This is a genomic window from Rhizobium leguminosarum (assembly GCF_010668065.1).
Classification (GTDB): domain Bacteria; phylum Pseudomonadota; class Alphaproteobacteria; order Rhizobiales; family Rhizobiaceae; genus Rhizobium; species Rhizobium leguminosarum_S.
Map to the genome: position 1 here is coordinate 98,009 of NZ_WUEN01000002.1, position 20,408 is coordinate 118,416.

A 20,408-nucleotide genomic window follows, 5' to 3' on the forward strand; every position below is an offset into this window, starting at 1 on the left:
TTGCGGAAGGAGAATGAGCCGATGGGCTTTGCAATCATGAGCATGACGGACGGTGCTGCGGCTCGCGTCAAGGCGATCGTCGAGAACTCGGGATCTGATGCCAAGGGTGTCCGCGTCGGCATCAAGAAGGGCGGCTGCGCCGGGATGGAATATACCATCGACCTGGTGACCGAGCCCAATGCCAAGGACGACCTGATCGAGCGCGACGGTGCCAAAGTCTGGGTCGAGCCATCCGCAGCTCTCTATCTGCTCGGCACCGAGATGGGCTTCGAAACGACGACGCTCCGCTCCGGCTTCACCTTCACCAATCCGAACCAGACATCGGCCTGCGGCTGCGGCGAATCCGTCGAGCTGAAGCCTGCTGATCTCGCGGCCCTTGCCGCCCAGCGCCAGGGCGAGCCGGCGCATTCCTGATATAGCTTCAGAGCGGCGGAAAATTCTCCACCAGCAAGTCTCCGATGAAATCGAGCGTGTTCAGTCGCGCTTGATGCTCATGAGCATTTCCCACATGTCGGCGCCGGTCTCAAAGACCACGGCATTTGCCTTGTAGCTCTGCTCGGCTTCGATCAGGTCGGTCAGTTCGGCAGCCGGATCGACATCCGACGCAGTCGGGCTGACGACGGCCTGCACGCCGCCTGACTCAACGGAGGTGAGGCTGGTGTTCAGCCTGGCATAGCCCGGTGTGCTGCTATTTGCGATGTTGTTGGCAATCGCGCCGACCCGCGTCGTCTGCGCTCGCATTCCCGAAAGAGCAGTGCTCGTAATACCCGATATGCTCATCAGCCGTTTCCCCAGAACTGGATGAAATTCTTGTACATGCAAGGGTTTAGGGAATGCTGAAGGCGTTGCGTTAGCAAAGACCTATAGGTTCGCGCCATCTGTTCCGGATTGGCACGGAACGGGGTCGGGCGCGCGCGGAGCCATGGCTAGCTTCGCTATCGCGACGCCACCCAGTCGTGCCAATCGCTCTCGTTGCCGTTGAACACGTTGAGGTCGATCTTGCCGTCGACGCCATCGGAAAGGCCGGAGCCGGAATACTGCCAGAAGACCCACTTGCGGCCGGGATAGACCTTGGAGGGATGAGCGGCCACCGAGCGCAGCCAGAAGGGATAGTTGAGCAGCTGCCCCTTCAAATTATCGCGGTAGAAATCCGGCGCGGTGTAGATGATCGGGCGCTGGCCGTAATGGCGCTCCAGCTTATCCATGAAAACCTGCATCTTTTCCCGGACACGTGCGGGGGAGATGCGCCTCTTGCAGCTCGATTCGCCGTTCCATTCGACGTCGATGACGGGCGGAAGAGCGTTGGCTTCCCTCGGCACGTTGCGGATGAACCAGTCGGCCTGCTCACCGCCTGTCCGGCACCAGTAGAAGAAGTGATAGGCGCCGTGTTTCAGGCCTGCTTCCTTGGCCCGGCGCCAGTTCTTCTTGAACATCGGATCCAGGTGATCACCGCCGTCGGTCGCCTTGATGTAGACGAAGTTCGCGCCTTGCCGCCGCAACGTCTCCCAGTCGATCTCGCCCTGCCAGCGCGATACATCGACGCCGTGCACGGCAAGCTTTCTCGGCGAAGTGGAACCGAAATTGATCGGCTTGGCATCGCGGAAGCGGTGGCCGTAAATTTGTCCGCGTGTCGGCGATCTCGTGCCGACATCGGGCATTGCATTGCCGGCGGGATTGGACGGCATCAGCAGCGCGACCGGCTTATCTGTCGGCAGCGGCATGCCGACCGGCCTGTCGGCGGGCACGAGTGCCTGCGGCTCCGGAACCTCTCCCGCCCAGCGCAACGCCTGCTGCGGCGGGCTTGCCTCCGGCGCAGTATCGCCAACGGCGGCGGCAGGAATCGGGCCGCTCGGCTGGGTGATGGCATTGGTCGTTTCCGGCGATGGCACGTTGCCCAGCACATCTTCGGCGCCAGAACTGGCAGCGCATCCCGACAGGATCAGGGCGGCGAGGAGGATTGCTGGCACTGCCGATGTACGCATAAGAACCTGCACGCAAAACAAGGGATCGACGGAGATCCATGTTGATGGAAGCGCCTTTCTGAATTGCTAACAGAGACTTGCTAAGAAAGGTTAAATTTGATCCCTGCGCGCCAAAAGCATGCAGTCCCTCCCAACCTGTGGAAGGAGGTTTGCCTAACGCTGCTACTCAGCCGCCTCGGCGCGGCTATAGGGACGATCCCAATCGCCGACGAGGTTCTTCCATCTTGTGTGCGGAAATCCTCCATGTCGATATCGCTATTCTCGCGCAGCTCCATCTGAGACAGCCGTGCCGAAATGGTGCGACAGCGTCAGCGACTGGCTCTCATACCCGCAATCAGAATATCGATGAGTTGCCTTGCCGCATCCCGCCAGGCGGGGCCACTGCTGATGCTCGCGCCGCCCGCCAGCGCGCGCAGGATATCGAGCGGGTCCATCGCCAGACGGATTTCACCGGTGGCGACTGCGCGATCCACCAGCAGATTGACGGCGCCTATGATCAAATCGGCAGAATCGGCATAGAGCTCGGAGGTGCCGCCGACCAAAGAATCCAGCACCTCCGACATGCCGTGTTTGGTCACGACATAATCGACGAACTGCACCAGCCACAGGCGAAGCGCTTCGACAGGCGGATGTCTCTCAGCAAGGCTTTTGGCGGCAGCGGCAAGCTGCGTCGTCTCGTTGCGGTAGATGGCGGAAACCAGTGCATCGCGCGTCGGAAAATGGCGATAGAGCGTGCCGATACCGACGCCGGCGATGCGGGCGATTTCCTCCAGGCTGGCGCTGGAACCCTTGTCGGCAAAGACGGTCTTTGCCGTTTCCATCAACAGAAGACGATTGCGTTCGGCATCCGCGCGCGGCTTTCGGATGGTGGGCTGGTCGCTTTTTTCGGCCATTTCCGAGAAGTCCCCTTGATAAGCGGAGGTGCCCTCCATATTTATATGGAGGCATCCTCCTTTTATTTCATTTGAGGCCGGCGGGCAATGGTCCACCAGCCTGGAGTGGTGCGTCCATGATCAAGGAGATAATCATGAGTGGACTTTTTGGCGCAACATCAACCACCGATGAGGTGCTCGCAGGCGTCGATCTCAAGGGCAAGCGTGTTCTGGTGACGGGTGTTTCGGCCGGCCTCGGCGTGGAAACCGCGCGCGTGCTGGCAGCCCATGGTGCGCAGGTGACGGGTACGGCACGCGACCTTGCAAAGGCGAGGGCGGCAACGGAAGTTGTGCGCGCCGGTGCGGCCGATGGCGGCAGCCTCGATATCGTCGAGCTTGATCTTGCCTCTCTGGCAAGCGTGCGCGCCTGCGCCGATGCGCTCATTTCGGATGGCCGCCCCTTCGATGTCGTCATTGCCAATGCCGGCGTGATGGCCGCTCCCTTCGGCCGCACCGCCGATGGCTTCGAAACGCAGTTCGGCACCAACCATCTCGGTCATTTCGTGCTGGTCAACCGCATCGCACCGCTCGTCAAATCGGGCGGCCGAGTGGTGATCGTCGCATCCTCGGGCCATCGAATGGCACCTTTCAGCCTCGATGACCTCAATTTCGAGAGCAAGACCTATGAGCCCTGGGCGGCCTATGCCCAGTCGAAAACCGCAAATATCCTGTTCGCGGTGGAACTCGACCGGCGCCTCAAGGAGCGCGGCATCCGCGCAACGGCACTGCATCCCGGCGGCATCCAGACCGAGCTCGACCGTCATCTCGACCCTGACATGATTGGAGGCATGATAGCGCAGATCAACGCAGCTCTCGCCGCCGAGGGCAAGCCGCCCTTCCAGTGGAAGACGATTCCTCAGGGTGCGGCTACCTCCGTCTGGGCAGGTTTCGTCGCGCCGGCTGACGCGGTCGGCGGCAGATATTGCGAGAATTGCCACGTCTCCGGAGTGACGGATGCGGAGATCAGCCCGATTTCCGAAGGCGTGCGCACCTACGCGCTCGATCCCGAGACGGCCAGGGCATTGTGGGCCAAAAGCGAGGATATGGTCGGCGAGCGCTTCTAGAGCATGATGCCGAAAAGTGTAAGCGGTTTTCGGACGACATCATGCTCTAACTATATAATGTAGAACAGGATTCAGATTTTAGGCCGACCGGGCCTAAAATCATCCTGTTCTAGGCCGCAAACCGGCACGCTTCGACGCTGATAGAGAGCAGGGGAACTGGGAAACTGGTGCCCCTGCCGAGGAATTGAACCTGGATCGGCTGCTAACCAGACAGGTTAGCTGCACATTTCTATCAGAATTAGGAAAGCCCCTCCCATGATGGAAGGGGCATTGGATTACTCGGCCTTTCGCTGCATCAGGCTTGACCGCTACTCAGCCGCCTCCGCATAGCTTTCCACCGGCGGGCAGGTGCAGATCAGGTTGCGGTCGCCATAGACATTGTCGACGCGGTTGACCGGGGACCAATATTTGTCAACGCGGAAGGCGCCGGGCGGGAAGCAGGCCTGTTCGCGGCTGTAGGGACGATCCCAATCGCCGACGAGATCTTCCACTGTGTGCGGAGCGTTCTTCAGCGGGTTGTTCACCTTGTCCATGCGGCCATCCTCGATGGCGCGGGCTTCCTCGCGGATCGCCAGCATCGCCTCGCAGAAACGGTCGAGTTCAGCCTTGGTCTCGCTTTCCGTCGGCTCGATCATCAGCGTGCCGGCGACCGGCCAGCTCATGGTCGGCGCATGGAAGCCGCAGTCGATCAGACGCTTGGCGACGTCGTCGACCGTGACGCCTGAGGTGTCGACCAGCGGGCGGGTGTCGATGATGCATTCATGCGCGACACGGCCGGCCTCCGACCTGTAGAGCACGTCATAAGCGCCCTTCAGCCGGGTGGCGATATAGTTGGCGTTGAGGATCGCCACCTTGGTCGCCTGCGTCAGGCCTTCGCCGCCCATCATCAGGCAATAGCTCCAGGAGATCGGCAGGATCGAGGCCGAGCCGAAGGCGGCGGCCGAGACAGCACCCGAACGGCCGTCGGTTTCGGGATGGCCGGGCAGATAGGGAGCCAGATGCGCCTTGACGCCGATCGGCCCCATGCCGGGTCCGCCGCCGCCATGCGGAATGCAGAAGGTCTTGTGAAGGTTCAAGTGCGAAACGTCGGAGCCGATGTCACCGGGGCGGGACAGGCCGACCATGGCATTCATGTTGGCGCCGTCGAGATAGACCTGGCCGCCATGCTCATGCACGAGATCGCAGATTTCCTTGACGGTCTCCTCGAAGACGCCGTGCGTCGAAGGGTAGGTGATCATGCAGCAGGAAAGGTTTGCCGCATGCTGCTCAGCCTTGGCCCGAAAATCGTCGAGATCGATGTCGCCGTTTTCACGCACCTTGACGACGACGACCTTCATGCCGACCATCTGGGCCGAAGCCGGATTGGTACCGTGCGCCGAGGTCGGGATCAGGCAGACGTCGCGATGGCCGTCGCCATTGGCGATATGAAAGTTGCGGATCGTCAGCAGGCCGGCATATTCGCCCTGCGCACCGGAATTCGGCTGCATGGAGAAGGCGTCGTAGCCGGTGACGGCGCAGAGCTTTTCGATCAGGTCGTCGATCATTTCGCGGTAGCCGAGCGCCTGGTCGGCCGGCACAAAGGGATGGATGTCGGAGAACTCCGGCCAGGTGATCGGCAGCATTTCCGCCGTCGCGTTGAGCTTCATCGTGCAGGAGCCGAGCGGGATCATCGAGCGGTCGAGCGCCAGATCCCGGTCGGAAAGCCGGCGGATGTATCGCGTCATCTCGCTTTCGGCGCGGTTCATGTGAAAGATCGGATGGGTGAGGTAATCGCTGGTCCGAAGCAGGCCCTTCGGCAGGCGATAGGACGGCTCGAAATCGGCAATGGTGAAGTTGCCGCCGAAGGCGCGCCAGACGGCTTCGAGCGTCGCCGGCCGGGTGCGTTCGTCGAGGCTCATGCCGAGTTTGGTTTCGCCGACCTTGCGCAGATTGACGCCTTCGGCGACGGCTGCACGCAGGATGAGACCCTGCATGTGGCCGACATCGACGGTGATCGTGTCGAAGAAGGTGTCGGGCTCGACCTTATAACCGAGCTTTTCCAAGCCCTTGGCCATCAATACGGCCTTCTGGTGCACCTGCTGGGCGATCGCCTTGATGCCCTTCGGTCCGTGGAAGACGGCATACATCGAGGCCATGACGGCAAGCAGCACCTGGGCGGTGCAGATGTTCGACGTCGCCTTCTCGCGGCGGATGTGCTGTTCGCGGGTCTGCAGCGACAGGCGATAGGCGCGGTTGCCGCGGGCATCGACGGAAACGCCGACGAGGCGGCCAGGCATGGAGCGCTTGATGGCATCCTTGACCGACATATAGGCCGCATGCGGGCCGCCGTAGCCGACCGGGACGCCGAAGCGCTGCGAGGAGCCGACGGCGATATCGGCACCCATTTCGCCGGGCGATTTCAGCAGCGTCAGCGCCAGGATATCGGCGGCGACGATCGCTATGGCGCCGGTCTGATGCAGGCGCGAGATCAGGCCGGTAAAATCGTGCACGTGACCGTGGGTACCGGGATACTGGAAGATCGCGCCAAAGACGTCGACAGGATCGAGATCGGTGAAGGGATTGCCGACGATGACGCTCCAGCCGAGCGGCTCGGCGCGGGTGCGGATCAGGGCAATGGTCTGCGGATGGCAGTCGGCATCGACAAAAAAGGCCTTCGCCTTCGACTTGGCGACGCGCTCGGCGATCGCCATGCCTTCGGCGGCGGCGGTCGCCTCGTCGAGCAAAGAGGCGTTGGCAACGTCGAGGCCGGTGAGGTCGCAGATCATCGTCTGGTAGTTCAACAGCGCTTCCAGGCGGCCCTGGCTGATCTCCGGCTGGTAGGGCGTATAGGCGGTGTACCAGGCCGGGTTTTCAAGGATGTTGCGCTGGATGACCGGCGGCGTGATCGTGCCGTAGTAACCCTGGCCGATCAGCGAGACCAGCACCTTGTTCTTGTTGGCGGTCTCGCGCAGCTTGTCGAGCGCCTCGCGCTCGGTCATCGGCGCGCCCCAGACGAGCGGCGCCTTCTGGCGGATCGAGGGCGGCAGCGTCGCGTCGATCAGGCCGTCGAGGCTGTTATAGCCGATCACCTTGAGCATATCGGTCATCTCGGCCGGCGAGGGGCCGATATGGCGGCGATTGGCGAAATCGTAGGGCTGATAGTCGGTGAACTGGAATTCTGTCGGCGTCGTCATTACGCAGTGAGCTCCTTGTAGGCCGCCTCGTCGAGCAGGCCATCGGCGTCCGCAGCATTTGCAAGCTTCAGCTTGAAGAACCAGCCGGCGCCCTGAGGATCGGAATTGACCAGCGATGGGTCTGCAACGATGGCCGGATTGACCTCGGTGATCTCGCCATCCAGCGGACAATAGACGTCGGAAGCAGCCTTGACGGATTCAACGGTCGCGGCATTGCCGTTCTTGGAGAAGGTCGCGCCGACTTCCGGCAGTTCGACGAAAACCAGGTCGCCGAGCTGTTCGACGGCATAGGTGGTGATGCCGACCGTTGCAACGCCGCCTTCGATCTTCAGCCATTCGTGTTCTTCGGTAAATTTCAGCATTGTTCGTCCTCTCTGGAAAAGGTTTAGCGTTTGTAGGTCGGTGTGACGAAGGGCAGGGCGCTGACGGTGATCGGCAGATATTTGCCGCGCACCTCGGCATAGACGAGCGTGCCTGCCGCAGCATGGGAGAGCGGCACGTAACCCATTGCGACGGGGCCTTCGACGCTGGGACCGAAGCCGCCCGAGGTGACTTCGCCGATTTCGATCTTGCCCTCGGCATCGGCATAAAGCTTGGCATGGCCGCGCACCGGCGCCTTGCCTTCCGGCTTCAGGCCGACGCGGCGGCGGGCGGCGCCGTTTTCGAGTTCGGACAGGATGCGGCCGGAGCCCGGGAAGCCGCCGGCACGCGCACCGTTGCCGCGCCTTGCCTTCTGCATGGCCCATTCGAGTGCTGCCTCAACCGGCGAGGTGGTCGTGTCGATATCGTTGCCGTAGAGGCAGAGACCGGCTTCCAGGCGCAGCGAATCGCGGGCGCCGAGGCCGATCGCCTGGACATCGGGATGTTCGAGCAGCCGCATGGTGACATCCACGGCCTTGTCTGAGGGAATCGAGATTTCAAAGCCGTCCTCGCCGCTGTAGCCGGAGCGCGAGACCAGACAGGACACGTCGTGCAGACGGCAGTGGCGCACGTCCATGAATTTCATCGCCGCGACATCGGCCCAGAGTTCGGCAAGAACCGAAACCGCGCGCGGTCCCTGCAGCGCAATCAATGCGCGGTCGAGAACGGTGATGTCGCACTGGTCGCCGATATGGGCCCGGAGATGGGCGACATCGGCCTCCTTGCAGGCGGCGTTGACCACGACGAAGAGGTGGTCGTCGAGATGGGCGATCATCAAGTCGTCGAGAATGCAGCCGGTATCGTCGGTGAAGAAGCCATAGCGCTGCCGGCCTTCGGCAAGGCCCAGGATGTCGACCGGCACCAGGCTTTCGAGCGCCAGCGCCGCATCCTCGTAGCTGCCCGACTTCGCCTTCACGATGACCTGGCCCATGTGGGAGACATCGAAGAGGCCGGCTTCGGCGCGGGTATGAAGATGCTCCTTCATCACGCCTGCGGGATATTGCACCGGCATGTCATAACCGGCGAACGGCACCATGCGGGCGCCGAGCGAAAGATGCAGGGCATGCAGCGGGGTTTTCTTCAGGGCAGCAGTATCGTCCAAAAGACGCCTCCGGGGTTTGCGCCTTCTCGCGAAGGCGCGGGCTCAAATCTGAAGGCGCGGTTGCGCACTTCTCTCCTGAGCCCCCTCTGTCCCTTTGCCTGAGATTGTTATCCCTTCGGCGAGCGTTTCGAGAACGCTTCTCTCCAGAGTTCCGTCTGCCCCTTGCTGGTCCTTTTGCCTGAGAGTTTCCGGGGCGGTTGCTCCTTCGGCACCGGTGGCGAAAGCACCGGCTTCTCCCAACAAGGTTGGCGCAATTATCCGGCGGGTGCAGCGCTTGGCAAGGCCAAATGTCGTGACCGGACAATTTTTTGTCGCCATAGGCCGGCTGAGCCCTGATCTACGGCAATCTGCTTTTGCATTTCGCGGGGAAACCGGCTATCGCGACATGCTGTTGAAGGGGATCTCATGCGGCAGACCGGATTGAAAGCGACTCTCTTCCTGCGCATGCTTTGCGCATTGAGCCTGCTTTTGCTCGGCCTCGCCCATCAGGCGCCGCAGGCTGTCGCCTCCGAAGGCTACGATGCCGCGGCCTATGTGCTGCCCGACGGCACGTTCGCCTCGCTCTGCATCACCGTGAAGGATGCCGACGGCAAGACCGTCGCCTTCAAACCGAATTGCGAAGCCTGCCGGTTGTCCGCCTCCACTATTCTGCCGACGCCGGATGCGGGCTCCTGGCTCGAGCGCGAACTCGCCTCGCTGATCAACGCGCCGATCGAAACCTCAGCCGTTGCCAGTGCAAGCGCTGTCAGCCGGGCGAATTCCCGCGCGCCTCCCATCCTCGCCTGATCTGCCGTCGCAATCCATGATGCAGCATGCCGGTCCGCCCGAGAGAAGTCCGCGGCCGGCGAGGAGACATCCGATGAAAGCCATCAAGAAATTTGGCAAGACATTTGGCAAGTCATTCGGGCTTGCCGCCCTTCTTTCCGTGACCGCCTTGGCCAGCGCTGAGGCGCATGTGACCTTCCTCGACAGAGAGGCGAAGCAGGAGAGCACCATTCTCGCTGCGCTGCAGGTGCCGCATGGCTGCGACGGCAAGGCGACCACGGAAGTGCGGGTCAAGCTGCCGGAAGGCTTCGTTTTCGCAAAGCCGCAGCCGAAGGCCGGCTGGGAGCTCGAAGTGATCAAGGGCGACTACCAAAAGACCTACGACAATCACGGCGACAAGGTGAAGACGGGCGCGATCGAAGTGCGCTGGAAGAACGGCAATCTCTCCGACGATTTCTACGACACCTTCGTTATCCAGGGTAAGGTATCAGGCGTCGAGGCCGACACCTCGCTCGCTTTTCCGGTGACGCAGATGTGCGGCGACACGGTCGCGGCCTGGGATCAGGTGGCCAAGGAAGGCGGCGACGCGCATGGGATGAAAAGTCCGGCGCCGCTGTTGAAGGTCGTTGCCGGTGAAGACCATGGTCACGATCATGACGATATGGCCGGCATGGACATGTCTGGCATGGGCGGGGCCGCACCGGCCGGCGAAACGGTCAAGGCCGGCGATCTTGAAGTCTCCGGCGGGTTCGCCAAGGCAATGCTGCCCGGCCAGCCGGTCGGCGGCGGCTTTTTCACGGTGAAGAATAACGGCCAGGCGGACGATCGCCTGGTGTCCGTCAGCTCGCCCGCAGCTGGCGAGGTTCAGATCCACGAGATGGTGACGAAGGACAATGTCATGCGGATGCGCCAGCTGAAGGACGGTATCGCCATCGGCGCCGGCGAGACGGTCAAGCTCGAGCCCGGCAACCTGCACCTAATGTTCCAGAAGGTGAAGACGCCGTTCAAGCAGGGCGATACGGTGCCGGTGACGCTGACCTTCGAAAAAGCCGGCAAGGTCGACCTGGTCCTGCAGATACTCTCCGCCCAGGGCAAGTGAGAGCAGCGATTCAAAGTGCTACAGCGTCCTTTGCTCGTCTGAAAAGCCCGCGACTGTAACGGCAGTCGCGGGCTGTCGTTTGGAAGGCGATGGCCTCAGAAGTCTTCGTAGGATCGCAGCGCCTGTTTCAGGCCGGCCTGCGGCTGGCGATTGCCCTTGGCCATCAGGTCGAGGGCCACTTCGGTCGACTGGATGATGCTGGAGGGCTCGTCTATTTCATCAGTGCCTTCTGCCTTCAATTGCCGGTCGGCAACGCGGCGCGCATCGCGGGCGGCGGTGCTCGTCGCGACACGCTGCGGGATTCGGAGCGAGTCGAAGGCAATGGCGGCGGTGCTTGCCGATATGGACAGGAGCTGGGTCATGCCGTCACGGTATCGATACGATCTTGGCGCCCTCATAAGAAAATAACGAGCATTTTACCGAATGGTAAGAATTCATTCCTTCTCGATTGGAATCGCTGCGGAGTTGCGATAAATCGGGCTGATGATCCAGGCTCTTCTCGTCGCCGTCGGCGGCGCTATCGGTTCTCTTCTCAGATATTATGTCGGCCAATGGGCGCTGAGACTCATGGGGCCAGCATTTCCCTGGGGCACGCTCGCCGTCAATGTCGTCGGCTGCTTCGTCATCGGCCTCTTCGCCGAGCTGATCGCGCGGAAATTCAACGCCTCGGTGGAGCTGCGCCTCCTGCTGATCACCGGCTTCCTCGGCGGCTTCACAACCTTCTCGGCCTTCTCGCTGGATGCGATCTCGCTATTCGAGCGCGGCGAAGCCGTCGCCGGCGGTATTTACATCGCTGCGAGCGTCGGGCTTTCGATGGCGGCCGTTATCGCCGGGCTCGCTGTCATGCGCGCTTTGGCCTGATTTCTTTTCCGGTTTCCGTTTTGCTTGAAAATGCTCTAAAGGCTGCGGCAAGAACGCCGGCTCGGCCTGCGCTGCAATTTCCGAAAGATTTTTTATGGCTGGCATAGAACATATCAAGGTTGAACCCGACGAAGCCGGCATGCGGCTCGATCGCTGGTTCAAGGTGCACTTTCCCGGGCTCGGCTTCGGTCCGCTGCAGAAGCTCTTGCGCTCCGGCCAGGTGCGCGTCGACGGTGGACGTGTCAAATCCGATGCTCGTGTGCAGCCCGGCCAGACGGTGCGTGTGCCCCCGATGGATGTCGATGCGAAGCTGAAATCCGGACCGATCGCCGGCAAGGATCTCAAACATTCGACGGATTTCGAACTCTTGTCGCGCATGGTGCTGCACGAGGACGAAAAGGTGATCGTGCTCAACAAGCCAGCTGGCCTTGCGGTGCAGGGCGGCTCGGGTGTGGCCAGGCATATCGACCAGATGCTCGAAGCCTGGACCAGCCCGAAAGGCGAGAAGCCGCGGCTCGTTCACCGTCTCGACCGCGACACATCGGGTGTTCTCGTCATCGCCCGCACCCGCGGCGCGGCGCAGAAGCTGACGGCGGCCTTCCGCGAACGCGATACCAAGAAGACCTACTGGGCGCTGGTCAAGGGCGTGCCGCGCAAGCACGAGGACAAGATCTCGACCTGGCTGGTGAAGGAGCCGACCGCCGACGGCGACCGCATGCGCATCGCCAAGCATGGCGAGGACGGCGCCGACCATGCGATTTCCTTCTACCGTGTGCTGGAGACGGCGGCACAGAACCTCGCATGGCTGGAGATGGAGCCCTATACCGGCCGTACCCATCAGTTGCGCGTCCATGCCCTGCATATCGGCCATCCTATCATCGGCGATCCGAAATATTTCGACGACGATCCGAATTGGGATTTTCCGGGCGGCGTCCAGAAGAAGCTGCATCTGCACGCCCGTCGCATCGACATCCCGCACCCCTCCGGCGGGCGCCTGCGCGTCACCGCGCCGCTGCCGTCGCATATGGTGCAGACGTGGAATCTTCTCGGCCTCGATCTCGCCGGTGCCGAAAGGGACGCCGAATGAAACTGGCGCTCTTCGATTGCGACGGCACGCTGGTCGACAGTGCTGCGCTGATCCACGAAACCATGCGCCGGACCTTCGATAAGTTCGGCAAGCCGGAACCGCGATTTGAAGACACCAAGGCTATTATCGGCCTGTCTCTCGATATTGCGATTGCCCGCATGCAGGGCAGGCAGCATGTGGAGCAGGAAGACGTCGACATGACGGCGCATTACAAATCGCTGTTCTCGATCGTGCGTCAGGATCTCGATTACAAGGAGCCGCTGTTTCCCGGCATCCGCGAAATGATCGATGCGCTGACTGGGCGAGAAGGCCTGCTGATCGGCGCGGTGACGGGGAAATCCAGGCGCGGGCTCAAGCTGGTGATGGAGACGCATGGCTTCGACAAGCATTTCATCGTCGCACGCACCGCCGACGATTGCCCCTCCAAACCGCATCCGGCCATGGTGACGGAATGCTGCGATGAAACCGGCGTGAATGCTGTCGACACCATTGTCATCGGCGATGCGGTTTACGATATGCAGATGGCCAAAGCTGCCGGCGCCAAGGCGATCGGCGTTGCCTGGGGCTATGCCAGCGTGGATGAGCTGATCGCCAACGGCGCTGATGCGATCGCCTACCATCCGAACGAGATATTGCGTCATTTTTCCTGAGGTGAGCCCATGCGCGATCTGCTGAACGACCTTTCCGAAGGCCTGAGCCATCCCGATCCCATCCGCCGCGCGCAGATCCAGATGAAGAAGCCGCTGCCGAAGCGCTTCTATACCGATGTCTCCGTTGCCGAGCACGAGGGTGGTTTTGCGATCACGCTCGACGGCAAGATGGTGCGCACGCCGGCGCGCCAAGTTCTCGCCGTGCCGACCGAAGCGCTTGCGCGGCTTGTCGCCGCCGAATGGCGGGCGCAGGGCGAAGAGATCAATCCCGTGAGCATGCCGGTGACCCGGCTGGTCAACACCGCACTCGACGGCGTTGCCGCCAACGCCCAGGCGATCTTCGAGGATATATTGCGTTTTTCATCCAGCGACCTCATCTGCTACCGTGCCGAGGAGCCGGAACTATTGGTCGAGCGCCAGGCCGAACGCTGGGATCCCGTGATCGACTGGGCGGCGACCGATCTCGGCGCCGGCTTCATCCTCGTCGAAGGGGTGATGCCTCAGGAGCAGCCGCGCGAGGCGATTGCCGCCTTCGCCGTTACGCTCGCGAGATATGATAGCCCGATGGCGCTTGCGGCCCTCCACACAGTCACCACGCTGACCGGCTCGGCAATCCTGGCGCTCGCCTTCGCCGAGGGCCGGGTGATGGTGGAGGAGGCCTGGTCGCTTGCCCATCTCGACGAGGATTGGACGATCGAGCATTGGGGCAGTGACGAGGAAGCCGAGGAGCGGCGGGCCAAGCGCTTTGCCGAGTTCAAAGCCGCAGCCGATGTTTTTTTCGCCCTAAGCGCCTGAAACATATTGCCTTCCAATGCATTATGACCAAGTCTGCGACTCCAACGGGGTGGTGCGGGATTTTGCAATGAATTGGCTGAGGTCGTGTTTTTGCCGGGCGACACTCGTCTGTGTCGCGCTCACGGCCTGCGGCAGCCTCTCGGCCACCAAGCCGGCGGCGCCGGTCTATGATGTGCGCAGCGCCGTCGTTCTCTCCGGTCCGAACATGCCGGCGGAGTTGCTTTCCGGTATCAACGACCGCGTCAACGCAGCGATCAATGCCACCGTGCGCGACACCGTGCTGCCGCGGGTGGTGCTGACGATCCGCGTGGTTTCCGTCCAGAAGGGCCTCGGCTTCCAGAAGGACCGCAACGTCGCCAAGATCAGCATCGACGCAGCCTCGGTCGAGGACGGCTCGGTCATCGCCGTCAGCGCCTTCGACGTCACCAGTATCGCTGCCGATCCCAAGCTTGCCGACGAGATCCTGGCCGAGGACGCCGCCGCAAGGATCCGCTCGGTTTTCTCACTCAGCGGGCGCGGTCGCTAAATATTTAGAGCATGATGTTGTCCGAAAACCGCTCACACTTTTCGGCATCATGATCTAGCGCATAATCATCGCCGGATTGCCGCCCGCAGCGGCGAGGGAGATCGCATGAAGGAAATTCTCGAAGAACTGGAACGGCGCCGCGGCATCGCCCGCCTGGGCGGCGGCGAGGCGCGCATCGCCGCCCAGCACAAGCGTGGGAAGCTGACGGCGCGCGAGCGCATCGATCTCTTCCTCGACGAAGGCTCGTTCGAGGAATTCGACATGTTCGTCGAACATCGCTCCACCGATTTCGGCATGGACAAGAGCCGGATTGCCGGCGACGGCGTCGTCACCGGCTGGGGCACGGTCAATGGCCGCACGGTGTTCGTCTTCGCCAAGGACTTCACCGTCTTCGGCGGCTCGCTGTCTGAGGCGCATGCCGAGAAGATCATGAAGGTGCAGGACATGGCGCTGAAGAACCGCGCGCCGATCGTCGGTATCTATGATGCGGGCGGCGCCCGCATCCAGGAGGGCGTGGCGGCTCTCGGCGGTTATGCCGAGGTGTTCCAGCGCAATGTGCTCGCCTCCGGCGTTATTCCGCAGATCTCGGTGATCATGGGTCCCTGCGCTGGCGGCGATGTCTATTCGCCTGCGATGACCGATTTCATCTTCATGGTGCGGGATACTTCCTACATGTTCGTCACCGGGCCGGACGTGGTCAAAACCGTCACCAACGAGACGGTGACAGCAGAAGAACTCGGCGGCGCCGTGGTGCATACGGTGCGCTCGTCGATTGCCGACGGCGCCTATGAGAATGATGTCGAAACGCTGCTGCAGGTGCGCCGGCTGATCGATTTCCTGCCGCTTTCGAACACAGCACCGCTACCGGAGATCGAATGTTACCAGTCGGTGGCAGATGTCGATGCCTCGCTCGATACGCTGGTGCCGGCAAGTTCCAACAAACCTTACGACATCAAGGAGCTGATCCGGAAGGTGGCGGACGAGGGGGATTTCTTCGAGATCCAGGCGAGCTTTGCCAAAAACATCGTCTGCGGCTTCGGCCGCGTTGAAGGCTCCACCGTCGGTTTTGTCGCCAACCAACCGATGGTGCTGGCCGGTGTTCTCGACAGCGACGCCTCGCGCAAGGCGGCTCGCTTCGTCCGCTTCTGCGACTGCTTCAATATTCCCATCGTCACCTTCGTCGACGTGCCGGGCTTCCTGCCGGGTACGGCACAGGAATATGGCGGCCTCATCAAGCACGGCGCCAAGCTGCTCTTCGCCTATGCCGAGGCGACGGTGCCGAAGCTCACCGTCATCACACGCAAGGCCTTCGGCGGCGCCTATGACGTGATGGCGTCGAAGCATCTGCGCGGCGACCTCAATTATGCCTGGCCAACGGCGCAGATCGCCGTGATGGGCGCCAAGGGCGCGGTCGAGATCATCTTCCGCAAGGATATCGCCGATCCGGAAAAGATCGCCGCCCATACCAAGATGTACGAGGACCGGTTCCTCTCGCCCTTCGTCGCCGCCGAGCGCGGTTATGTCGACGAGGTGATCATGCCGCATTCGACCCGGCGGCGGCTGGCGCGCGGTCTGAAGATGCTGCGCAACAAGGATCTCGCCAATCCGTGGAAGAAACACGACAACATCCCGCTCTGACCATGGCGCGGGCGAATAAGATCGTCCATTCAGGCGTTTACCTGCTGTCGAAAAAGTGAACGGATGTCAGCAATCCGTGTGTTCAATCCTTGGCGAGGACAGGCTAACGCTCGGCTGTGTCTTTTAAAGAGGGGTTTTAATGTCAACTTTCGACCGTCTTTCCGCCTATCAGCCCTATGGGCTGGCTGCGCTCAGGATCATCACCGCATTGCTGTTCATCGAGCATGGCACGATGAAGCTTTTCGGCTTCCCTGCTTCGCAGATGTCGGGCTCGCTGCCGCCGCTGATGCTGTTCGCCGCTCTGCTTGAGCTTGTCGGCGGCATCCTCATTCTCGTCGGCCTGCTGACCCGTCCGGTCGCCTTCCTGCTGGCCGGAGAAATGGCGGTCGCCTATTTCATGGCGCATGCCCCGAGCAGCTTCTTCCCGGCCGTCAACCAGGGCGACGCCGCGATCCTGTTCTGCTTCGTTTTCCTCTACCTGGTCTTCTCCGGTCCCGGCGCTTTTGCCGTCGATAACCGCAAGACAGCCTGAACGATACGCTGAGGGGCGTCGGTGACGCCCCTCAGCTTCATGTCAGGCAGTAAGCTTGAGGCCGGCGATGCCGGCGACGATCAGCGTGATGCAGGCAAGGCGGGAGACACTTGCCTCATCGCCAAGCAGCCATATTCCGAGGAATACGGTGCCGACCGTACCGATGCCGGTCCAGACCGCGTAGGCGGTGCCGATCGGCAGATGCTTCACCGCCAGGCCGAGCAGCACGATGCTGATCACCATCGATATGACGGTCAGCGCCGTCGGCATCGGCCGTGTGAAGCCTTCGGTATACTTAAGGCCGATCGCCCAGCCACATTCGAAAAGACCGGCGAGAAAAAGCAGAAACCAGGCCATGCGACTCTCCTTGTTCAAGAGCGAGGCCGTCCCCGCGACAGTTGCATCCCAGAGGATGCCGCAGTCGTCTGCGATAGTGCCTATATGCGTGAGGAAACGGCCGACTTCAAGTTAGGAATCGGCATGGCTGCCATGCCACCCGTTTCTTGCGAGCCTGTGCGAGCCACATCACGGCTGCCCGCCAGCCTCCGCGGCAAGGCTCTTGGCGCGGCGGCAGAGGCGATCGAAGGTTTCGAGGAAGCGTGAGCGGTCCTTCGGGCTGAAGGCGGCGTTGTAGCCCTTGCTCTCGCCGGTTTCGCGCAAGTGCGCGCCGAGATCGCGCATGGCGCTCGCCATGCCGATATTGGTCTCGTCGAAGACGCGCCCTGTGGGGCCGCTGACGAAGGCGCCGGTCGCGACACAGCGCACGGCAAGCGGCACATCGGCGGTGACGACGATATCGCCCGCGCCGGCACGTTCGGCGATCCAGTTGTCGGCGGCGTCGAAGGCGTTGGAGACGATGACGTTGTGGATCATCGGATCGCGCGAGGGGCGCAGGCCGGAATTGGCAACGAAGGTGACCTCGAGGCCGTGACGTTCCGCGACCTTCAGGACTTCCGGCTTCACCGGGCAGGCATCGGCGTCGACATAGATCATGGCAATATCCTCATGCCGGTTGCGTGGCCTGCTGGCGGACCATATCGATGTGGGGAATGCCGTCTTCCAGATATTCCTGTGACACCGCTGTGAAACCGAAAGATTCGTAGAACCGCCGCAAATGGGCTTGTGCCGACAAGGCAATAGCATTTTCCGGATAAAGCCGCTCGCAAGCGGCAATCGCCTCGCTCATCAGTACATCGCCCAGCCGCTTGCCGCGATGGTCAGGCGCGACAACAACGCGGCCGATCTTCGACGGATCCTGTGGCTCATACGGTTTCAGGATTCGCGCCGCGCCCAGGAGTTCGGCACCTTCCAGCAGCCGCAGATGCAAGGCATCGATATCCTTGCCGTCAAGTTCCGGGTAGGGGCAGTTTTGCTCGACGACGAAGACATCGACGCGCATTCTCAAGAGATCGTAGAGTTCCCGCGCGGGAAGTTCATCGAGACTCCTGAGGTCTACCCTGTAGGTGGCAGCAGTCCCCGTCGCCTTGACCTCCACCAGCACTTCGCCGGCCCGCGGCCCCTCCAGCTGCCCGGTCATCACCTCCAGCGGTTTTCCTGCCTGAACGGCAACGGCGGCGCGAACGTCCATTTGATATCTCCCTGCTGATTTTGTCGGTACCCAGCTGCTTGTCGGGCTGAGCTTGGCATGCTCGGCAAGCCGGGCCGATGTGAATCCGACCAGTTGGCTTGTCTCTCAGGCGAATTCCATGATCACGGCATCGACGGCCAGGCTTTCGCCGGCTGCGGCATTGATCTTCGAGACAACGAGATCGCGGTCAGCGCGCAGCACGTTTTCCATCTTCATCGCTTCGACGATCGCAAGCGTCTCACCGGCCTTGACCTCCTGGCCCTCGGCCACCGCGATGGCGACGACGAGGCCGGGCATCGGGCAGAGCAGGAGCTTGGACGTATCGGGCGGCAGCTTCACCGGCATCAGCCTGTCGAGTTCGGCATGACGCGGCGAAAAGACCTTGGTCGTCACTGAAAGTCCCTGCCAATCGATACGCAAGCCGTTCAGAACGGGGCGGATCTGCGCGGTGATGTCGCGACCGCCGACCTTGCCCCTCCAGACAGGGTCGCCCGGTCTCCAATCGGTAACAACATTCTGGCTCTCGCCCTCTATCGCCCCATCGATCGCGATATCCATATCGAAGGGGATGGTGACGAGGCCGTCGAGCAACCTTGCCGCGACGTGGTTGTCGCCGATCTTCACCACCCAATCCTCGCGCAGCGCGCCCGCTGCGGCGCGCAGGCGATCGGCGAAACGTTCACGGCGGTTCGTCTCGATCAGCGAGGCGGAAAGCACGATGCCGGCCAGCACGGCTTCTTGCGCCCGGTCCGGTTTCATCGGCGCGAAACCATCGGGATATTCCTCGGCGATGAAGCCTGTGGAAAGCCGGCCCTCGCGCCAGCGCGGATGTTTCATCAGCGCCGACAGGAAAGGAACATTGTGCTCGATGCCGTCGACGACGAAACCGTCGAGCGCCTGACCCATGGCCTCGATCGCTTCCAGCCGTGTCGGCGCCCAGGTGCAGAGCTTGGCGATCATCGGATCGTAATACATCGAGATCTCTGCGCCTTCGAAGACGCCGGTGTCGTTGCGGACGACGACATTGCCGGTCCTGCCTTCCGCCGGCGGCCGGTAGCGCGTCAGGCGGCCGATCGAGGGCAGGAAGTTGCGATAGGGATCCTCGGCATAGAGCCGGCTCTCGACCGCCCAGCCATCAAGCCTGATATCCTGCTGGGCAAAGGGAAGGGGCTCTCCCGCTGCGACACGGATCATCTGCTCGACGAGGTCGATACCGGTGATGAGTTCGGTCACGGGATGCTCGACCTGCAGGCGGGTGTTCATTTCGAGGAAGTAGAAATTGCGGTCCCGGTCGACGATGAATTCGACGGTGCCGGCGCTCTGGTAGTCGACGGCTCTCGCCAGCGCCACCGATTGTTCGCCCATCGCCTTGCGGGTCGCTTCATCGAGGAAGGGCGAGGGCGCCTCTTCCGCCACCTTCTGGTTCCGCCGCTGGATCGAGCATTCGCGCTCGCCGAGATAGACGACGTTGCCATGCGCATCGGCCAGGACCTGGATCTCGATATGACGCGGCTCGACGATGAACTTTTCGATGAAGACGCGGTCGTCACCGAAAGAGCTTTTCGCCTCCGAGCGGGCGCGCTCGAAGCCGTCGCGCACTTCCGCCTCGTTCCAGGCAATGCGCATGCCTTTGCCGCCGCCGCCGGCCGATGCCTTGATCATGACGGGATAACCGATCCCGCCCGATATCACTTCCGCATGGGCGCCATCCTCGATGATGCCGAGGTGGCCGGGCACGGTGGATACACCGGCGGCATTGGCGAATTTCTTCGATTCGATCTTGTCGCCCATCGCCATGATGGCTTTCGGCTTCGGGCCGATGAAGACGATGCCCTGTTTTTCCAATTCAGCGCAGAAGGAGGCGCGTTCGGACAGGAAGCCATAGCCGGGATGCACCGCCTCGGCGCCGGTTGCCTTGCAGGCGGCAATGATCTTTTCGGCAACCAGATAACTCTCCGACGCCGCGGCCGGGCCGATATGAACGGCCTCGTCGGCCATCTCGACATGCAGCGCGTCCCGATCCGCATCCGAATAGACCGCGACGGTCAAAATACCGATGCGGCGCGCAGTCTTGATCACGCGGCAGGCGATTTCGCCGCGATTCGCGATCAGGATTTTCTTGAACATCGAGACTCCACCCAGAAATGCATCCCGGAGTTTTACGCACAAAACACCGGAACGCACAATCAGGCTT

22 protein-coding genes and 1 riboswitch are annotated in these 20,408 nt (G+C 61.9%); of the genes, 11 read left to right on the forward strand and 11 right to left on the reverse strand.

Features of this window, described 5'->3' with window-relative positions; all coding sequences use genetic code 11:
* The first annotated feature begins 21 nt into the window (after window positions 1-21).
* On the forward strand, window positions 22-414 hold the full coding sequence (gene sufA, locus GR198_RS05005; protein WP_164067682.1) for a Fe-S cluster assembly scaffold SufA: 393 nt from the start codon (window positions 22-24) through the stop codon (window positions 412-414).
* A gap of 60 nt (window positions 415-474) precedes the next feature.
* On the opposite strand, the gene GR198_RS05010 is transcribed toward sufA, so the two are convergent.
* The 3 genes from GR198_RS05010 to GR198_RS05020 form a co-directional block, all read right to left on the reverse strand.
* Complete coding sequence (locus tag GR198_RS05010) at window positions 475-780, reverse strand: flagellar basal body rod protein FlgC (protein WP_164045785.1); 306 nt, start codon at window positions 778-780, stop codon at window positions 475-477.
* A 155-nt stretch (window positions 781-935) separates the two neighbouring features.
* Complete coding sequence (locus GR198_RS05015; RefSeq protein ID WP_164067684.1) at window positions 936-1,982, reverse strand: glycoside hydrolase family 25 protein; 1,047 nt, start codon at window positions 1,980-1,982, stop codon at window positions 936-938.
* A gap of 308 nt (window positions 1,983-2,290) precedes the next feature.
* On the reverse strand, window positions 2,291-2,914 hold the full coding sequence (locus GR198_RS05020) for a TetR/AcrR family transcriptional regulator (protein WP_164067686.1): 624 nt from the start codon (window positions 2,912-2,914) through the stop codon (window positions 2,291-2,293).
* 95 nt (window positions 2,915-3,009) lie between these two features.
* Here GR198_RS05020 and GR198_RS05025 point away from each other — a divergent pair, with 95 nt between their 5' ends.
* Entirely contained in the window at window positions 3,010-3,978 is a 969-nt protein-coding gene (locus GR198_RS05025) for an SDR family NAD(P)-dependent oxidoreductase (RefSeq protein ID WP_164067688.1), read from the forward strand.
* A gap of 308 nt (window positions 3,979-4,286) precedes the next feature.
* Here GR198_RS05025 and gcvP read toward each other — a convergent pair whose 3' ends face one another.
* Genes gcvP through gcvT form a run of 3 tightly spaced genes read right to left on the reverse strand, consistent with a single transcriptional unit; the run spans window position 4,287 to window position 8,673 of the window.
* Entirely contained in the window at window positions 4,287-7,151 is a 2,865-nt protein-coding gene (gcvP, locus tag GR198_RS05030; protein ID WP_164067690.1) for an aminomethyl-transferring glycine dehydrogenase, read from the reverse strand.
* Window positions 7,151-7,513, reverse strand: a complete 363-nt coding sequence (gcvH, locus tag GR198_RS05035; RefSeq protein WP_003539971.1) for a glycine cleavage system protein GcvH — start codon at window positions 7,511-7,513, stop codon at window positions 7,151-7,153. Before gcvH ends, gcvP begins: the two co-directional genes overlap by 1 nt.
* 23 nt (window positions 7,514-7,536) lie before the next feature.
* Window positions 7,537-8,673 carry a glycine cleavage system aminomethyltransferase GcvT gene (gene gcvT, locus GR198_RS05040; RefSeq protein WP_164067691.1) on the reverse strand — a complete coding sequence of 379 codons (1,137 nt, stop codon included), beginning with the start codon at window positions 8,671-8,673 and terminating at the stop codon, window positions 7,537-7,539.
* A gap of 156 nt (window positions 8,674-8,829) precedes the next feature.
* A riboswitch (glycine riboswitch) is annotated at window positions 8,830-8,922 on the reverse strand.
* Between the two features lie 156 nt (window positions 8,923-9,078).
* On the opposite strand from gcvT, the gene GR198_RS05045 reads away from it, so the two are divergent.
* Both GR198_RS05045 and GR198_RS05050 read left to right on the forward strand, forming a co-directional pair.
* Window positions 9,079-9,459 carry a hypothetical protein gene (locus tag GR198_RS05045; RefSeq protein WP_164067693.1) on the forward strand — a complete coding sequence of 127 codons (381 nt, stop codon included), beginning with the start codon at window positions 9,079-9,081 and terminating at the stop codon, window positions 9,457-9,459.
* Between the two features lie 73 nt (window positions 9,460-9,532).
* On the forward strand, window positions 9,533-10,537 hold the full coding sequence (locus tag GR198_RS05050) for a copper chaperone PCu(A)C (protein WP_164045780.1): 1,005 nt from the start codon (window positions 9,533-9,535) through the stop codon (window positions 10,535-10,537).
* Between the two features lie 95 nt (window positions 10,538-10,632).
* On the opposite strand, the gene GR198_RS05055 is transcribed toward GR198_RS05050, so the two are convergent.
* Entirely contained in the window at window positions 10,633-10,899 is a 267-nt protein-coding gene (locus tag GR198_RS05055) for a hypothetical protein (protein ID WP_003539963.1), read from the reverse strand.
* Window positions 10,900-11,020: 121 nt separating this feature from the next.
* On the opposite strand from GR198_RS05055, the gene crcB reads away from it, so the two are divergent.
* The 7 genes from crcB to GR198_RS05090 all read left to right on the forward strand — a co-directional run bounded on the left by crcB (window position 11,021) and on the right by GR198_RS05090 (window position 16,626).
* Window positions 11,021-11,398 carry a fluoride efflux transporter CrcB gene (crcB, locus tag GR198_RS05060; RefSeq protein ID WP_029874202.1) on the forward strand — a complete coding sequence of 126 codons (378 nt, stop codon included), beginning with the start codon at window positions 11,021-11,023 and terminating at the stop codon, window positions 11,396-11,398.
* A gap of 94 nt (window positions 11,399-11,492) precedes the next feature.
* Window positions 11,493-12,485, forward strand: a complete 993-nt coding sequence (locus tag GR198_RS05065; protein WP_164067695.1) for an RluA family pseudouridine synthase — start codon at window positions 11,493-11,495, stop codon at window positions 12,483-12,485.
* A complete protein-coding gene (locus GR198_RS05070; protein WP_164067697.1) occupies window positions 12,482-13,135 on the forward strand; it encodes an HAD-IA family hydrolase in 654 nt (217 codons plus the stop codon). Before GR198_RS05065 ends, GR198_RS05070 begins: the two co-directional genes overlap by 4 nt.
* 9 nt (window positions 13,136-13,144) lie before the next feature.
* On the forward strand, window positions 13,145-13,930 hold the full coding sequence (locus GR198_RS05075) for an ATP12 family chaperone protein (RefSeq protein WP_164067699.1): 786 nt from the start codon (window positions 13,145-13,147) through the stop codon (window positions 13,928-13,930).
* 67 nt (window positions 13,931-13,997) lie between these two features.
* Window positions 13,998-14,456 carry a hypothetical protein gene (locus GR198_RS05080; protein WP_029874198.1) on the forward strand — a complete coding sequence of 153 codons (459 nt, stop codon included), beginning with the start codon at window positions 13,998-14,000 and terminating at the stop codon, window positions 14,454-14,456.
* A gap of 105 nt (window positions 14,457-14,561) precedes the next feature.
* Window positions 14,562-16,094, forward strand: coding sequence for an acyl-CoA carboxylase subunit beta (locus GR198_RS05085; protein WP_164067701.1), 1,533 nt, complete (start codon window positions 14,562-14,564; stop codon window positions 16,092-16,094).
* 139 nt (window positions 16,095-16,233) lie between these two features.
* Window positions 16,234-16,626 (forward strand): DoxX family protein, encoded by a 393-nt coding sequence (locus tag GR198_RS05090; protein WP_003539944.1) that lies wholly within the window; start codon window positions 16,234-16,236, stop codon window positions 16,624-16,626.
* 42 nt (window positions 16,627-16,668) lie between these two features.
* Here the strand turns inward: GR198_RS05090 and sugE are convergent, their stop codons facing one another.
* From sugE to GR198_RS05110, 4 genes are all read right to left on the reverse strand, one after another.
* Window positions 16,669-16,983, reverse strand: coding sequence for a quaternary ammonium compound efflux SMR transporter SugE (gene sugE, locus GR198_RS05095; protein ID WP_027667501.1), 315 nt, complete (start codon window positions 16,981-16,983; stop codon window positions 16,669-16,671).
* A 168-nt stretch (window positions 16,984-17,151) separates the two neighbouring features.
* On the reverse strand, window positions 17,152-17,619 hold the full coding sequence (locus tag GR198_RS05100; RefSeq protein ID WP_164067703.1) for a YaiI/YqxD family protein: 468 nt from the start codon (window positions 17,617-17,619) through the stop codon (window positions 17,152-17,154).
* A gap of 10 nt (window positions 17,620-17,629) precedes the next feature.
* Window positions 17,630-18,214, reverse strand: coding sequence for a GNAT family N-acetyltransferase (locus GR198_RS05105; protein ID WP_164067705.1), 585 nt, complete (start codon window positions 18,212-18,214; stop codon window positions 17,630-17,632).
* Between the two features lie 105 nt (window positions 18,215-18,319).
* A complete protein-coding gene (locus GR198_RS05110; RefSeq protein ID WP_164067707.1) occupies window positions 18,320-20,341 on the reverse strand; it encodes an acetyl-CoA carboxylase biotin carboxylase subunit in 2,022 nt (673 codons plus the stop codon).
* Window positions 20,342-20,408 lie beyond the last annotated feature (67 nt).